Origin of the sequence: Bacteroides sp. OF04-15BH (genome assembly GCF_003477995.1) — a bacterium.
Classification (GTDB): domain Bacteria; phylum Bacteroidota; class Bacteroidia; order Bacteroidales; family Bacteroidaceae; genus Paraprevotella.
Window position 1 is genome coordinate 236,623 of the sequence record NZ_QUEM01000001.1, and the last position, 17,641, is coordinate 254,263.

At 45.5% G+C, this 17,641-nt stretch carries 7 protein-coding genes and 1 pseudogene; 4 read left to right on the plus strand and 4 right to left on the minus strand.

Features of this window, described 5'->3' with window-relative positions:
* Positions 1–128 precede the first annotated feature (128 nt).
* From DXA74_RS00940 to DXA74_RS00950, 3 genes and pseudogenes are all read left to right on the plus strand, one after another.
* On the plus strand, positions 129–3,398 hold the full coding sequence (locus DXA74_RS00940; protein ID WP_255420786.1) for a family 20 glycosylhydrolase: 3,270 nt from the start codon (positions 129–131) through the stop codon (positions 3,396–3,398).
* A gap of 72 nt (positions 3,399–3,470) precedes the next feature.
* Positions 3,471–6,056, plus strand: a complete 2,586-nt coding sequence (locus DXA74_RS00945; protein ID WP_118524951.1) for a glycoside hydrolase family 2 TIM barrel-domain containing protein — start codon at positions 3,471–3,473, stop codon at positions 6,054–6,056.
* A gap of 168 nt (positions 6,057–6,224) precedes the next feature.
* Positions 6,225–7,438: pseudogene (locus tag DXA74_RS00950) on the plus strand (ROK family transcriptional regulator).
* An 89-nt stretch (positions 7,439–7,527) separates the two neighbouring features.
* Here DXA74_RS00950 and DXA74_RS00955 read toward each other — a convergent pair.
* Together DXA74_RS00955 and DXA74_RS00960 are read right to left on the minus strand one after the other, a co-directional pair.
* Positions 7,528–9,804, minus strand: coding sequence for a glycoside hydrolase family 31 protein (locus DXA74_RS00955; RefSeq protein WP_118524952.1), 2,277 nt, complete (start codon positions 9,802–9,804; stop codon positions 7,528–7,530).
* Positions 9,805–9,977: 173 nt separating this feature from the next.
* Positions 9,978–11,594 carry a DUF6377 domain-containing protein gene (locus DXA74_RS00960; protein WP_118524953.1) on the minus strand — a complete coding sequence of 539 codons (1,617 nt, stop codon included), beginning with the start codon at positions 11,592–11,594 and terminating at the stop codon, positions 9,978–9,980.
* 221 nt (positions 11,595–11,815) lie between these two features.
* Between DXA74_RS00960 and DXA74_RS00965 the strand changes: the two genes are divergently transcribed.
* Positions 11,816–14,293 carry a hypothetical protein gene (locus DXA74_RS00965; RefSeq protein WP_118524954.1) on the plus strand — a complete coding sequence of 826 codons (2,478 nt, stop codon included), beginning with the start codon at positions 11,816–11,818 and terminating at the stop codon, positions 14,291–14,293.
* 177 nt (positions 14,294–14,470) lie between these two features.
* Here the strand turns inward: DXA74_RS00965 and DXA74_RS00970 are convergent, their stop codons facing one another.
* Both DXA74_RS00970 and DXA74_RS00975 read right to left on the minus strand, forming a co-directional pair.
* The gene (locus DXA74_RS00970) at positions 14,471–15,514 is read right to left on the minus strand and encodes an alpha-L-fucosidase (RefSeq protein WP_118524955.1); all 1,044 of its coding nucleotides are present in this window, start codon (positions 15,512–15,514) and stop codon (positions 14,471–14,473) included.
* A 44-nt stretch (positions 15,515–15,558) separates the two neighbouring features.
* Positions 15,559–17,580 (minus strand): beta-N-acetylhexosaminidase, encoded by a 2,022-nt coding sequence (locus tag DXA74_RS00975; RefSeq protein WP_118524956.1) that lies wholly within the window; start codon positions 17,578–17,580, stop codon positions 15,559–15,561.
* Positions 17,581–17,641: the final 61 nt, after the last annotated feature.

The following is a 17,641-nucleotide window of genomic DNA, read 5'->3' on the forward strand; positions in this document are numbered from 1 at the left end:
GAAAGACAGTCTTGTAAAATAGGACTGTCTTTTCTGATTCTTAAATCAGAAGTTTTTAAATAAGATATGGAATTATGAAAATAAAGTTATCTACGTCTTTTTTGTTTGCTTTACTTTTTCCTGTTTATATGGAAGGTAAGGTAAAAGATTTGTTGCCTCGCCCCCAGCAAATCGAAATGTCTGCAGAAAATGAATCATTTCTTCTGCATCGGTCTGTTGCATTGGAAGATCCAACGGACTGTGGCCTGTTGAAACTGTTTCTGCAACAGCATCAGTGTCCTTTAGATGATGGAGCAGAGGCACGTATCCAGGTGGAACTTTGTACAGAAATTCCAGGAAGTTATGATTATCTGCTTCCGGGTTTTGAGAGCGAAGTTTATCAGATTAAGATAGAAAAGAACCTTGTTTCTATAAAGGCTCAGTCAGAAGTGGGAGTGATTCGTGCCGTGCAGACCCTGCAACAGATGGCAGAAGGCTATGATTCTGCTACTCCTGCTTTGGAGTCGCTTACTATAACTGACTGGCCGGCTTTCAAACTTCGTGGACTGATGCACGATGTAGGCCGTTCATTTGTCAGTATAGAAGAACTGAAAAAGGAGATTGATTTACTTTCCCGTTTTAAAATTAATGTCTTTCATTGGCATTTGACAGAAAAGCTGGCCTGGCGGTTTGAAGTAAAGGCCTATCCGCAACTCACGGCTTCCGAGAATATGGTCCGTTATCCGGGATGTTATTATACTCAGGAAGAATGTCGCGAATTGCAGGACTATGCGGCAGAACGTGGGGTAACAGTTATTCCGGAAATAGATATGCCGGGGCATAGCGATGCTTTCCGTAAGGCTATGGGGTTTGATATGCAGAGTGATGAAGGGATAGCTGCTTTGAAAAATATTCTTGATGAGGTAGTCCTTACCTTTTCTAAGGCACCCTATATTCATATTGGAGGTGATGAAGTAAGAATCACTTATCCGAATTTCTTGGAAACAATGGCAGCCTATGTCAGAGGACAGGGACGGAAGGTTGTTGTCTGGAATCGTCTGGTTTCCGGTCCTCCGACTACGGCAGTGGCGGATATGACGCAAATGTGGGCCAGCTCCGGTCAGAAGGTTTCCGGTATTCCGAATATTGACTGCCGTTATAATTACATCAATCATTTTGATGTATATGCCGATGTTGTCGGTATTTATAAAAGCAATATTTATTATGAAGAGAAAGGAAATGAGGATATCGCCGGTACAATTACAGCTATATGGAATGATACCAAGACAGAAACTCAGGAAGATATCGTGCGCCAAAACAATTTGTATGCCAACGCACTGGCTACGGCGGAAAGAGCTTGGATTGGTGGCGGAAAACAGTATATCGAGACTGGAGGAACTTCTTTACCTTCGTCTGGTGAAGAATATGAAGAGTTTGCAGATTGGGAGCGGCGTTTTCTCTTCCATAAGAATCATTCCTTGAAAGACGAACCGATTCCTTATGTGCGCCAGTGTAACGTGAAGTGGAGGATTACGGATCCATTTCCGAATGGCGGAGACCCTCAAAAGGTTTTGCCGCCTGAAACGGATGGCAGTGATTTGTTGCCTATTTCCTTTGATTATGATGGTAAGAAGTATTTTTCATCTGTGGCTACCGGTGCCGGTATTTATCTGAAGCATATCTGGCATCCGCGTGTACCTTCTTTCTATTCATCACCCGATAACGGATTGACGGCTTATGCTTGGACTTATGTTTATTCTCCCGTAGCACAGAAAGTGGGGGCTCAGGTGGAGTTCTATACTTATAGCCGCTCAGGCAATGAGAAAGCTCCGGAAAAGGGATGTTGGGACCGCAGAGGATCGCGTCTTTGGGTGAATGATCAGGAGATTGCCGCTCCGGAATGGAAACAGCCTGGAAAGAATATTTTGCAGGATCATGCTACCGAAGGATTGACCAATGAGAATTTTACGGCACGTCCGGTTGTTCCTTTGACTTTGAAGCAGGGATGGAATAAGATCTTTATGAAGTTGCCGCATGCCAGCAGTGGGGGAACAGGAAGAGACAAATGGCAATTCACGTTTGTAATTACTGATCCGGAAGGTAAGGATGCGGTAGATGGATTGATTTATTCGCCTTCCAAATCTATGGACGACAGTTCGCAGGAACTCTCTGTCTATGTGGATTCTTTGTTTCGATATGTCGCTGAGAATTTCAGAGCAGAAGAGGTCGGTTATTATGATGAGGCTCTGGCACAACCTTTGAAAATAAAATTGGAAGAGGTCTATGCTTCCTTGGGCGAATCTATGTCCGAAGCCGAGCGCAGGAAACAGAAAGAGGATTTACAGAATCTGCTGGGTTCTCTGAAGAATCAGATGCAGCAAGCTGAAATCAATCAGCCGGTAGTTTCTACCGATGCAGAAGAGGTGTGGTATGTCCTGAGTACTCCTTTGCGAGGAAACCGTTATCCTTCTTCACCAGGTTCCGGAAAGGAACTGGTGGGGATAACGGAGGCGGGTAAATCTGCCACCTGGAAATTTGAACTTCGGAGAGATGGTACTTATAATATTGTCAATGCAGCCGATGGTGGATTCGTATCTCCTGATGCTTCGGAAAACTCACCCTTAAGAATGTCTTTGGCTGAGCCTGATCGGGGATGGACTGTTTCTGCTTCGGATGAGAAAGGATTGGTTATCCTGACTTCCGGTTCCGTTCAATGGAATCAGACCAATAATGCTCAGCAAGGATATAAAATATTCAATTGGGGAGGAGGAAAAAATACAACGGACACGGGATGCAAATATAAGATAGAACGTACCAGTTTGCCGGCTTATCCGAAAACAAGTTCAGATAAGGTGTTCTATTGGTATAAGATTTCTACTCCGCTTCGGGATAATCTGTTTGTTACGTCAAAAGGAGATAATAATTCCTTGATCGGAGCGCAGAATCAGGACTCTGATGCGGTTCTCTGGAAACTTGTAGAACGTGAAGATGGGGACTTGAATCTGATAAGTCGCTTGGATCAGACTTTTATTTCGCCCGAAGCTCCTCATAATGCTCCGCTGCAAACCGTTACTGAAGAACCGGACAGAGGATGGCAGCTGCAGTCTGCCGACACAGAAGGGCATTATATCATTGTCAGCGGTAGTAGTCAGATGAATCAGACTAATGGGGGACTCGGTTATCAGATTTATAATTGGGGAGAAGGTAAGAATATCACAGATACCGGATGCCTGTTTGCCTTTACCTTTTGGGGACAGGAAGAGGAAGATGCAACCCGTGTCCATACTCCGCAACATTCTTTTTCCGATATTGAAAAATGGTTTACGGTAGACGGACGTGAACTTTTTGAACGCCCCACTCAAAAAGGAATTTATTTATTCCAGTCCGGTTCAGAAATACGTAAAATGATGATAAAATAAAAGCTGTTTTTTTGTAAATCCAAAAGAAGTACCTATATTGATAGGTAAATTATTAAAATTAGGATCTATATCATGAAATCATTTGTAATTAGCATATTCCTTCTTCTATTTTGGAATAATGTTCTTTTCTTACAGGGGAAAAATACACCTAGAGAAACTTTGCTGATTAATTCTGGTTGGAAATTTTTTCAAGGGGATGATAGTTTAGCTACAAGAAGTGATTTTGACGATTCCTCCTGGGAGAACGTCGGATTGCCTCATTCGTTCAGTATTCCCTATTTTATGTCCAAAGACTTTTATGTAGGTTATGGCTGGTATCGAAAATGTCTTAATCTGGATTTGGATGATTTAAAAAAGAAGCTTTTTCTGGAATTTGATGGAGTGTTTCAAGAGGCAGAGGTCTTTGTGAATGGTAAACTGGCTGGAACTCATGTGGGGGGATATACGGGCTTTTCTGTTGATATTTCATCTTACATTAAATTGGGAGAAAATCAGATCGCAGTCAGGGTGAATAATTTATGGAAGCCGGATGTTGCACCAAGAGCTGGTGAGCATGTGTTCAGTGGGGGTATCTATAGAAATGTTCGGTTGGTGAAAAAGGAACATTGCTATGTCACTTGGTGCGGAACTTTTGTTACAACACCTGAATTGGAAAAGAATCATGGTAGAAGTTCTGTTGTAATGATTGAAACAGAAATATCTAATGAAAGTGGAAAAATTGGGAAAATCCGATTGCAGACGCATGTTTTAGATAAAAACGGGGAGCTTGTGACAGAAGTACAGACTACCGAAAAGATTGCAGCAGGTGAGAGTAAAAAAATAGTGCAGTCTACTCCTCCTGTTTTACAGCCTCATTTATGGGCTCCAGAGACTCCTTATCTATATAAATTAATCACGTATGTCTATCATGATGATGAGTTGGTGGATTGTGTAGAAACTCCTTTTGGTTTCCGTTGGTTTGAATGGACTGCGGAGAACGGCTTTTTTTTAAATGGAAAACCTTTGCAGATAAAGGGAGTTAATGTACATCAGGATCAGGCTGGCTGGGGAGATGCTGTGACGGATATGGCTTTGCGCAGAGACGTAAATATGATGAAGGAAGCAGGATTTAATTTAATCCGTGGCTCTCATTATCCACATGCACCCGCATTTTCTCAGGCATGTGACGAAGCTGGTATCTTACTATGGTCCGAAGCTCCTTTTTGGGGGATTGGAGGATTTAAAGAGGATGGTTATTGGGACAGCAGTGCTTATCCTACAAACGAGAAGCATCAGGAAGCCTTTAAGAGAAGTATATTCAGACAATTGGAGGAAATGATACGCATTCATCGGAATCATCCTTCTATCGTTGTGTGGAGTATGGGAAATGAGGTCTTTTTTTCAGCCCCGGAAGTAATGCCTGATGTTCGTACTTTGTTACGGCAAATGGTGGATTTGAGTCATCGTTTGGATTCGACAAGACCTGCGGCAATAGGAGGGGCTCAACGGCCTTTGGGAGACGAACGGATTGATAAAATCGGAGATATTGCCGGTTATAATGGAGATGGTGCGACTCAACCTGATTTTCAAAATCCGGGAATTCCAAACCTTGTGTCTGAATATGGAAGCGTAACAGCAGACCGTCCGGGGGAATATTCACCCGGTTGGGGAGATTTGCAGCGTAATGAAGGCTGGAAGGGAGTTCCTTGGCGTTGTGGACAAGCTATTTGGTGTGGATTTGATCATGGAAGTATTGCCGGTAGTGCGTTGGGCAAAATGGGAATTGTAGACTATTTCCGTATTCCAAAGCGTTCTTGGTACTGGTATCGGAATAATTATGCGGGAATTGCTCCACCAAAGTGGCCGGTTGCCGGTGAACCGATATGTTTGAATTTAAAAGCAAGTAAGACTAAAAAAGTTAAAACTGATGGAACGGATGATGTTTTATTGTGGATTTCTGTTTGTGATACGACCGGAAATATCATTTCTTGTGCACCGACTGTTGAGTTGAAAGTTATATCCGGACCAGGAGAATTTCCTACAGGACGTACGATTCGATTTGAGAAAGACAGTGACATTCGTATCATGGATGGTCAGGCCGCTATTTCTTTCCGTTCTTATTTTTCGGGAAAAACCATTATTGAGGCAAGTTCTGAGGGGTTAAAGAAAGCATGTATAGAAATTGAATTTGAAGGTGAGAATCCGTTTCATGAAATTGGAGACTCTTATTATAAAGAGCGTCCCTATAAGCGTTTTGTCCGTTCTATGAATGAGAATATAATTCAGATTTTTGGTCGGAATAATCCTGTTTTTGCCAGTAGCAGTGAAGCAGAGCATGTACCGGGTATGGCTGCTGATGGTAATGTTCGTACTTATTGGAAGGCTACGGATGAAGATCAAGCTCCTTATTGGATGCTAGATACGGAGAAACTTTTGATGTTGAAGGAAATTCAGATAAGATTTCCATCAAAAGAAGATAGAGCCTTTATAATCGAATGTTCGGAGAATCAGAGGGACTGGACAGAAATTAATACATCACAGGGAAATAATGTTGATGCTGTTACAGACTGTGTTGTTTTTTCTGATTTGCAGGATACAGGACGTTTTATTCGTGTTCGCTTTTTCCATAATAAAAATGCTGCCTTATCAGAGGTTGTCGTAAAAGGAGTTGTCAAGTGAATTTCCTATGATCATAAAGACTTGGAGGGTTTTAGAATCAATTTAAGGAACAATAATCATGTTGGTTACTAAAAATGTATTAACTTTGTTTACTTAGATTCGACTTTTTAACTGAAATGTAAAAAGTTGGGTTCTCCAAATGAGATCGCTATTATTATAAAAAAACAGATGTTACTTGATTTATTAAAAGAACAGGAAAGCGGAAATAAGAATATCTTGATTAAAAGAAGGATAATCTCTTATTATGCCCATCATAAGACATCAACAATTCCTAATCTGGCACGTGAACTGAAACTGAGTGTTCCTACGGTAACCAAGGCACTTTCGAACATGTGTACGGAAGGGTATATTCTGAACTATGGAAAAGTAGAGACTACTGAAGGACGTCCGCCTACGCTTTACGGACTGAATCCGGATATAGCCTATTTTATCGGGGTTGATGTTCATCTTTTTGAACTGAATATCGGAATTATGGATCTTTCCGGAGAACTGAAACAGCTCTCCATGAATTTGCCTTATCATCTTGAAAATAGTGATATGGCTCGGGATCAGGTCTGCCAGTATATTGCACATTTTATTCAGAATTCTCATTTATGCGAAGAAAAGATTCTGAATGTAGGTATCAATATTCCAGGGCGGGTAAATCCGATAAGCGGTTACAGTTACAGCTGGTTCAACCAGACGGATATTCCTTTGACCAGATGGTTTTCCGATCAGTTGAAAGTTCCGGTGACAATTGATAATGACACCCGTGCCATGATTTATGGAGAACAGTTGAACGGCTGTGCCAGAGGGTATGAGAATGTCATTTTTATCAATTTGAGTTGGGGCCTTGGCGCCGGTTTTATTTTGAATGGTGAAGTATATACCGGCAGATCAGGCTTTTCCGGAGAATTGGGGCATTGTAATGTTTTTGATAATGAGATTTTGTGTCATTGCGGTAAGAAAGGCTGTTTGGAAACGGAAGTTTCCGGTATGGCTTTGCATCGTATGGTTCTGGAAAGTCTTAAAAATGGAAAAGCTTCTATTTTGCAGCAAAAATTTGAATCGGGCCAAGAACTACACTGGCAGATATTATAGAAGCTATCTGCGCAGAAGATCCTTTGTGTCTGGAGCTTTTGGAAGAAATAGCTGTTAAGTTAGGGCGTTACTTATCTGCTCTGTTGAATCTGTTGAACCCGGAACTGGTGGTAATCGGCGGAACATTGGCTGCTGCCGGTGAGTTTTTGCTGGCTCCGTTGCGAAATTCAGCTCGGAAGAATACATTGAGCTTGATCTATCATGATTCAGAAATTGTATTGTCGGATTTGAAAGAGCAGTCTGGTGTTATTGGAGCCTGTACATTGGCTCGAAGAAAGATTTTTGACCGCTTTATGGACTGATAAGATAGATTCCGCAGTGAAAATTGGAAAACTTTTATGATAACAGACTCGCCCGAAGGCTTCGGCTTTCGGGCGAGTCGTTTTTGCTGTTATTCTGTTTTCTTTTCTTGGATACGGATACGTATTTCTTTCCGGATATCCGTTTTCTTGATCGGAATGATGATTCCCTGAATATCTTCCGAGTATCGGGCGCGGACTTTTTTACCGTTTACAGATATTTTTGAGGAAACTTTCACTCCCGGGAGTTCTATTCTGTAAGCTCTCTGTTTTTCTTGTCCGTCATACTTTCCTTGTGTTGAGGCTATCTGAACTGAGGTTTCGGTATCCTTTTTCTGATAGGTAAGCGCTGTGGTGGCGTATTGACCTTTCTGATAGTCTAAAGTAATGCCGTCGTCTTCATAAAGTGTATAAGTATTCCGGTCGCCGTTCTGTCCCGGATAGCAGCGGATCACCAAGGTGTCGAGTGGGGCAGAAGCCATCCGTTCGCGTACGGGTTGCAGGGGCAGAGGCCATCCTCCTTTGACAAAGACAGGAGATTCTTCGAGGGGACTGGATACGGTTGCGGTTTTTCCGCCCTCGTATGCTTTTCCGGTAAACAGACTGTACCAGTTGCATCCGGCAGGGAACCACACTTCCTGCTCTACAGTCTTGTCCGGTCCTGTACCTGCTTGCGTCACCGGAGCCCCGAGAATCAGGTCGCCGAAATAAAATTCTTCCGGATGTTTGTAAGACTCCTCGGCTTCCGGTTGTTCGATGTAAAGACCTCGGTTCAGCGGAAGCATATCCGTGTGGCACTGGCGCACGCTGGAATAGACATACGGCATCAACTGCGAGCGGAGCTGATAAATATGGCGCATGGCCTTTTCTTCCCGTTCGCCCCAGAGCCAGGGACGGCGGTCGTTGTCCTTTCCGGCTACGGAGTGGATGCGTAGCGAAGAGTTCAGCAGTCCGAACTGAGTCCATCGGGTGTACAATTCCGGGTCCATTCCATCATAGAAGCCACCGATATCGTGCGCCCAGAAGAAACATCCGGAGTTGCCGCTTGTTGTAGTCAGATCCACCTCAAAGCGCAGCATTTCCCAGTTACCTACGGCATCTCCCGAAAATTGGATGGGATGACGATGGTCGCCCCAGCCTCCCCAGCGGCTGAAGCCCGCGCCACGTAAGGTCTTTTCCGGCATACCTTCCGAATAAGCCGGACGCATGGAGTAGTTGTAATAGATTTCATTGAGCCACGGCAGATGCTTGGTGCTGGTGCCTCGCACTAAAGGATAGGCATAGTCCTGCTGCCAGTCCAGCCACCAGAAAGCCACGCCCATAGAGTCGCTCTCCTGATGCGCGTATTTCATGAACCGGCTCATATAATGCGGATCGCCGGCATCAAATACAGGAGTTCCGTTTTGTGTGTGTTCTGTTCCCAGGTCACGGGCAAAGGCCTTGTAGGCATCCTCTTCCGGACGCAGACCGTCGTGCGGGTGTTCGTTGAGCACCACATGAACGTTCTTTTTCTTGAATTCGGCAATCAGACCGGCCGGATCGGGAATCAGTTCCCGATTCCAGCTGTATCCGGTCCATCCTCGGGTATAGGCATGTCCGGTACCGGTGGAGAATTTCTTCTTGTGCCAGTCCATATCGAATACCATAATGTCGAGCGGGAATCCGTGTTCGTGGTATCCGTTTACCAGATCCCGATAGTCCTGAGCCGTATATTGCCACCAGCGGCAATACCAGGCTCCATGCACATATTTGCGGGTCATCGGCACCGGACCGCTGATGGCGGCCAGAGATTTCAAGGCAGCCTTATAGTCTGTGCCATAAATAAAGAGGTAGAGGTCCTGCACATGGTTCCGGTCACGCAGGGTCAGAGTACCGTTCTTATAGACATCCTTTCCGGTATCGTTGATCAGATACCATCCGTTGCGGCTCAGCAGTCCTTCTTCGCGTTCCACAGGACCGCCTACGCCGTCCAGTGTGCAGAGGGCTCCTTTCAGATTTCCACTTTGTCCGTCGGTGAGACACCAGCCTTGTTTCTTGCCTTTCAGCATGAACTCGGCACGCAGATTGTTCTGTCCGAAGGGAAAGCCGTCCTGATCAAACTCCAGACGCATGGCACTGGTGGTGAAGATGTGCTTTCTGCCTTCCTGTTGATGATTCACGGCAACGTCATAGTCCTTACGGATCACAGCGAACAGGGTAGAGTCGTTTAGAAACTTCTGTCGGTTGGCATATTCCAAACGAACCAGATTTTCTGTAATGAAGGTAATGCGGCTGTTACCTAAGATAAAGGTCCGGGCGGAAAGGCCGGAGGCTGCCATACCGAATGCCAATACAGCCGCCATTCTGAGATTATTCCATGTCTTTTTCATGATGTTTGTTTTTGCTGTTTTTCATTCGCAAAAATATTTCAAGTCTCCCTTTCCGTCAATAGACCATAAACCGCATCATAAATTCTGTAAATGGATAAGTTGTTGCTATTTAGTAGGTTATATTCTGAAATATAGAGCCGATCATAAAAATGACATGATACGCAACAAGGCGTTTAGAGCGAAATCTGCAATACCTGTTCTTCGAAAGCGTCCCGATTCACAGCCTTATTCTTCAGTCTGTTCCGGTAGAAATAGACTGTATTGACCGAGATATCCAGAATCGTGGCAATGCGGCTGCTGTCTGATATGCCCAGCTTTAACAGGGCCAGCAGGCGCAGCTCGTTGTTGAGCAGTTCGTTGTCGGGTGTTTCGATTTTACAGTCTTCCTTGAGCAACGCATTTACCTGTTTCTGAAAATCCGGATACAGTCGGGTGAAGGCAATGTCGAAGCGGCGCAACAGATTCTTTTGGTTCCGGGCCAAGTTGGTATCTCCCTTGAACAAGGCCGCCAGCTGGTCTATTTCCTTAGAGCGTATTTTGTTCAATACCGTGTGGCGCATGGCTCCCAGTTCATAGATGGAATCAATGCTGATGGACAGGAAGTGCATCAGTCCTTCCGACAAGGATTTCATGGATTCCTCCTGCTGGTTTCCTTTTATTACTGCGGTTTGGTGCATTTGTTTTTCCTGTTCCAACGCCTTTTGCAGCAGCTGCTTCTGTTTTTTGTTTTTCTTCATGCCTATCCAGAAGCCGCCAGCGAGCACGGCCAGTACTCCGATGAGCGAAGTGAAAATCGTAAAGTTCCTTTTTCTGACGCTTTTCTCATGAGCCAGACATTTTTCCAGAATGGGTGACAGCTCGTAATTCTGTGACCGTGCCCGGTAGAACACCGCTCTTTTGCTGGCTTCCTGGGCATAGCGCGTGGCCCGTTCCCAATCTCCCTGCTCCATCATCAATGTGGCCAGACGCACCAGAGCCGAGCTGATCATTTTATGGGCTTCCACATCATAGATAGCCGCTATGGCCCAGTATTTGTTTCTTTCTTTCAGCTCATTCTGTTGTTGGCATTTTCCGGCGATAATCATGGCATACGCCGCCTTTTCGGTATTGTTGTTGGATTGGGAAAGAGTCGTTTTCAGTCGGTCAATCATTTCCTGTTCACTATTGTTCCGGTATTTCAGACGAAGCAGTCGGCTGTGAGGTTCCGGATCGTATTTGCTCACCGAATCCTCCAGAGTTTCCATCCGCATGTAGTTTCGGGTGACCAGATTGTTGGGCAGGTCCTGATTCTGAAACTGTTCCAGAATATCTATTTCGGCCTTAAACACTTCATTCTTGGAGCTGCGGTCCAATGGAGTTTGCAGCAGGGAATCCAGCAGGGCTTCCCCTTCCCACGGCAGACCGCTGAGTGCATAGGCAATAGCTTTGCGGCAAATCATCTGATTTTCCGTACTCTTGTCGTTTTGTTGCCGGGCCAGTCGGATTGCCTGATCCACGTAGTGCAGGCATGAGTCAGACTGATAAAAAAGAAAATGTTCCACCAGAACCCGGGTTTGCAAGATTCTTTCCTGAGGGGTCTGGGCATTTGTCTGCAAGATTTTGGTCTTTTGAATCTCGCCAAGATGCTTCTTTTCATACAGGTCTGTTTGGGCCAGGCGCTGATCTAATTCGTTGAGTAATTTCTCGAAAGAATCATTCAGGCCGACCGGTTGCTGACCGTATAAGGAAAGGCTGCATAAAATACAGCAAAGGGCTGCATATACTTTTATATACTGTTTCGGATAGCACATAGGTAGTAAAGGGAGTATTTGTCATTTATATTTTAAGCACTCATGCAAAAGTACTGAAAAATGATAGATTAGCCTTGCAATACTTCTGTTTTTCGGTTATTGTGAGGTTCTTAAAATTATTTTATGGATTATTGGTCCGGATGGGATATTAATATTTGTTTTTCAAGAGTAAAGTTTTTAAATTTAACCGCATTTATTATGTTGACGATAAATTTAATGATATGAAAAATCACTTTTGGGCAGCCTTGTCCTTATTGGCTTGTGCTGGTTGTACCACGGTACGTTTGTCTGAGAAAATAGATTCCGTTTCGGGAATCTACCCCAGTTTGGCTTATTATAATAACGAAGGAGAGTGCGGAACCGGCGCAGTGGTCCCCTGGGCGAACCGTTTGTGGATTGTGACCTACGGTCCTCATCTGCCTATGGGTTCATCCGACAAATTATATGAGATAACTCCGGACCTGAAGCAGATTGTCCGTTCCGAGAGTATCGGAGGTACTCCGGCCAACCGCATGATTCATCGGGAAAGCGGTCAGTTGTTTATCGGGCCTCATGCGATTGATTCTACCGGTCGCGTGCGTACGATTCCTTATAAGACCATGCCCGGCCGCCACACCGGCAATGCCCGTCATTTAACCGATCCTGCACATAAGATTTATTATGGAACGATGGAGGAGGGCATTTATGAAGTGGACGTGCACACGTTGGCCGTGAAAGAACTATATCATGATGCCAATTTTCAGAAAAAAACGGATGGAACAAAGGGATATGGTCCCATCGGGGCCATGTTGCCGGGGGTACATGGAAAAGGACTGTATTCCGGACAGGGTGTATTGCTCTTTACCAATAATGGTGAGGGCTCGCAGGAGGCACTGACTCAGTTTGATATCGAGGCCGGCGTTTTGGCCGAATGGAACGGTAAGGACTGGAAGGTGGTGCGTCGCAATCAGTTTGTAGAAGTTACCGGTCCCGGAGGGATTTGTGGAAATTCCCATCCGGAAACGGACCCGATATGGGCCACCGGATGGGATTATAAATCCGTAATTCTAGGAGTGCGTGACCCTAAGTTGGGATGGAGTTTCTACCGTTTGCCCAAAGCCAGCCATTCTTATGATGGCGCGCATGGGTGGAATACGGAGTGGCCTCGTATCCGTAATGTCGGAACGGAAGCAGAACCTGATTATCTGATGACCATGCACGGCATGTTCTGGAAATTTCCCTCCCACTTTACAGCCCGTTCCAGTGCCGGTATCCGTCCCCGGTCGGCATATCTGAAAGTCATCGGAGATTTTGCCCGCTGGAATGATCGGCTGGTGTTTGGTTGTGATGATACGGCCCAGAAAGAGTTCCTGAACAAACGGAAGGCAAAAGGTAGTCTGCCGGGTCCCGGACAATCCAATTCCAATGTCTGGTTTACGTCTTTGGATAAACCGGATGAACTGGGACCGACTACAGCAACGGGGTCTGTCTGGATGGATGAGTCGGTCAAGGCCGGTGAATATTCCGAACCGTTTTTGTTTGCCGGTTGGCCTTACCGCTCGGTCTGGCTGAAGAATGACGGAGCAGTTCAGGCAACATTTACTTTTGAGGTAGATTTGTCGGGCAATGGGCAGTGGTCTGTGCTGAAGCAGATAACGCTGGCTCCCGGAGCGGCGGAGCATATCGCATTTGATTCCTCAGATACCGGAGAATGGATTCGTGTTCAGTCAGATAGTCCGACTAAGGCTACTGCCTGCTTTACCTATTCCGGAGAAGAAAATCGGAAGCGGAAAGCGGCTTCGCTGTTTACGGGATTGGCAAAGGTTTCGGATACTCAGGAGCATTTGGGTGGTTTGCTGTACTCATTGGGGAATAACAGAAGGACTCTGGGACTTCTTTCTTATCGTTACGTTGGCGGGAAACCTACTGCTGTCGGGTATTATGAAATGAACGATACGTTGCAGCTGGTTCGAAAGGAGGATGAAAAGACCCGCAAGTTTATCGAAGAAAAATGTGTCGTGCCTTCAAAAGTGGTTTCTATAGAGGCTTCTTCGGTATTGATTACGGATGATAAGGGACGCCGGTGGAGACTGCCTTTGGGAGAGCAGCAGTTCGCTTCGCTTACAGATAAGGCGCAGTTGCGTATCTGTCGCGAGGTAGCCACAGAGCGCGACTTGTTCAGTTGTATGGGAACATTTTATGAACTTCCGGCAGAGAACGCTGATGGCTTTGCCAAGATTCGTCCGATATCCACACACGATTATCAGATACACGATTATGCATCTTATCGGGGAATGATTCTACTCACGGGAGTAAAACCGGAGAAAGGAAAAAGGAATCCGCACATTATTGTTTCTCAAGACGGACAGGCTGCTGTGTGGGCAGGCGTTATTGACGACTTGTGGCAGTTGGGAAAACCGAGAGGTCAGGGAGGTCCCTGGTGGAATCAGCAAGTACAGGCCGGAGTTTATTCTGATCCATATCTGATTTCCTGTTATGACCGTAAGAAGCTGACTTTATCTCATCTGTCTTCTGAGGAGGTAACTTTTACAGTAGAAGTAGACCCTACCGGTGACGGTAATTGGATGGCTTACGCTACTTATGCTGTAAAACCAGGAGAACACTTTACACATCAGTTCCCGGATTCTTTTCAGGCACGTTGGATTCGCTTCAAAACGGATAAGAGTGCGTTGGTAACCACTTGGTTGGATTATGATTGATCCAAGTATTTTATTATAAAAAGAGAGCTCAACTCACAGCATTTCGAGTTGAGCTCTTTTTATTAAATCACATATACAGTTTTCTGGTTCTTATTTCTGATAGGAAGGGGGGCGTATGCTCTTTTCATATCAGGATAAGGGAAAATCTGATTGAATAAATTGTCGCCGTATAGAATCTTATAGATCCAGACGTTTCTTCAAGGCCTGCAGAATTTCGATATCCTTGTCGCGGAGTTTGCCTTCACGCGTTGGCGGACAGTTCAGAATCAGAATATTCTGGTTCTTGGTGCATTGTCTGTACAGCTTCTCCAGTTCGTCCACCGATTTGAAGTTCTTGTCTGTGGAATTATAGAACCAGCATTTGCTGATGCACACGGTAGACTCCCACGGCATATAGTACTGGTTACCGCTGAACGTGAATGTTTTAGGATCTTCATCCTGCGGAAGGAATGGATCGCCCAGACGGAAGTCGCTGGGGAAATAACGGATTGGGAAACCGGCTTTCTGCTTGTCCGGGGTAATCATGTGGGCATCTGCATTCTCCGGAGAGCCGATACTCCAGTTAATACCGACCTGACAGTTCGGCATCTCTTTCTTGATGGTCTGATACAGATCCATAACCGGCCAACGGAAATTCTCTTTGGTCCATCCTCCGTCGAACCAGAACTCTACGATTGGAGTATGTTTGCGGGCTATTTTGATGAGTTCCTTGATCTGGTTGATCATATACTGGTTGTAAGCTGCATCCAGTTCCTGTTTTTCCACTTGTCGATTCTCTTTTCTGTCCCACAGCGAATAGTAAAGTCCCAATCCGATATCATATTTCTTGCAGGCCTTGGCCACAGCCTCGACCACATTGGTCGGATTGCCGGAACTGGCCACATCATATTCCGTATATTTACTGTCCCACAGGCAAAAACCATCGTGATGCTTGGTGATGAGAATCACATACTTCATACCGGCATCTTTAGCACTTTTGATCCATTGCTCCGCGTCAATCGTCGGAGGATTATAAGATGAGGCCGGTTTGGAACCGTCTGTCCACTCTTCATCATGGAAGGTATTGATTCCAAAGTGGATGAACATGCCATATTTGCGCTCGATCTGTTGCATTTGCGCTTTGCTCGGCTCTGTTGACGGTTTCGGTAAAATGATTTTCTGTGCCATGCTTTCTCCCCACAGGAAGCAGGAGAGACAGGCAATCCATAGTTGTTTTTTCATGATGTTGTTTCTATTAGAAAAAGTTAATAATTAGGTGTTTCCTTTTATTTGTCTGCTTCCACGGCCGAAAAATCCTGATAAGGCGCCAGTGAGAAGATGACATTTCCATACGAGTCTGTACCTGCATATCCGGAGACTTCCGCACGCAAGGTATATCGGGCCTGAGGCTTATAATCTTTCACATCCAGAAAGTACAGATAGTTTTTAGGCTTTGAGGTGGCACGAGTCTCGTCGGCAAATCCACGGTGTGTGTCTTCGGCAATCACCTTACCGTTTTCCAGCAGCTGCATCTTTTTGATGTTCAGTTTGTTCTTTCCTTGGGTATAGAACAGACCGGCCATGACTCTTCCGTTGGCATATACCTTCGGGGTTACCTCCCATTCCCAAACCACATAATCATTCGTCTTTACGTCTTTGGGCTCCCAAGTAGCGATGATATGTCCGCCCGGACGGTAGTAGTCAATCTTCAGGGCATCCAGACGATTATACTGCGGTGCCAGTCTCTTTTCAAAATCCTGGTAATCCTTTTTGTTGTCGGCCCAGGCGATTTCGGCAAGTGCCAAAAGGCGTGGGAAATTCTGCACATTGATGTCCTTAACTTCCTGCGGTACGGCCGGCCACATATTGGCCTGTACGCCCAACAGACATTTCTGTTCCTGCTCCGTCAATCCGCTTGCCGGATCATATTCGTACACTTTCTGCAGCGAGATGGCATACGGATAAGCTAAATCAGCCAACAGACCGTCATCGGGACTTCCCTGACGGATGTCGAAATACAGATGGCTGCTTGGGGTCGCAATGGTTGGGAAACCATATTGTGCGGCATTCTTTACGGCTGAACTGCCTATCCACGACATGATGTTCGTGCCTTTAGGCAGATTCTTGGCATCGCTCAGAATATCGTTCCAGCCGATAGGCTGCTTTCCTTTGCTGCGGATGATTTTGGAAACACGGCTAACGAAGTAACTTTGCAGTTCCTCTACCCGTTTCATACCTTTGTCGGCCATGAACTGTTTGATACGCGGTTCGTTTTGCCATACGGAATGTACTACCTCGTCTCCACCGAAGTGAATGTATTCCGAAGGGAAAATTTCGACCAGTTCGGTGAATACGTCATCCAGAAACTGATATACTTTCTCGCTGGTCGGGTCGAGAGTATTCGGAGTAAACTGATGTCCCCAAACATGATAAGTGGCACAGAAAGGCATCACGTAGTCCGGATACAGATTGGAACTTACCGCCAGTTCCGGATAATTGATCAGAACCGGCCAGCAGTGTCCCGGAACGTCTATTTCCGGAACAATCCGGATGTGTCTTGCCGCGGCATAAGCCACCAAATCCTTCATCTCCTCCTGCGTATAGAATCCGCTGCGTTTCTCCGGTTGGTTGTATTCATCGGGGAATCGAGTTGCCTTTTCCGAGGTCAGGCGTGGATATTTCTTGATTTCAATACGCCAACCCTGGTCATCGGTCAGATGCAGATGCAGGGTGTTGAGTTTGTAGAGCGCCATGACATCTATATACTTCTTCAGAACATCCACCGAATAGAAGGTGCGGCTCACATCCTGCATATAGCCGCGCCACTTGAAACGGGGACTATCCTGAACCGTGAGTGAAGGCAGGGATATTTCCTGGATATTTCCTTTTCCTTCCAGCACTTCAGCCGGTAGCAGTTGGTTTACGGTCTGGGCACCATAGAACAGTCCGGCTGCTCCCTGACTTTCTATCAGTACTCTTTTTGTCGTGATATTCAGGCTGTAGCTTTCCGTATCGGTCGTTTTCTCCGGCAGCACAAAGCAGATACCCTGCTTGTTGGCGGCACGGGAGGTTACTTTTACCAGCAGCTCCAGACCGGTACCTTTGCGCAATGTAGCAGCCCACAGTTCGGCAGTAGCCGAAGCTTGAGGAGTGGCATAAATTACGGTCTTTGCATTTATCTGAAACCCTTTTTCGTTCTGTACGGATATATGAGCGGGTTTAGGAAGTACACAAGCCACCTCCTCGGCCTGTATCCAGAAAGGAAACAGACTGAAGAGCAGCATGATGAGAATCTTGTTTTTATTCATAATGATTTTTCTTTGTTATTTATAAACCTGTTGGCGGAATTAAAAAACCGCCTGAAAATTA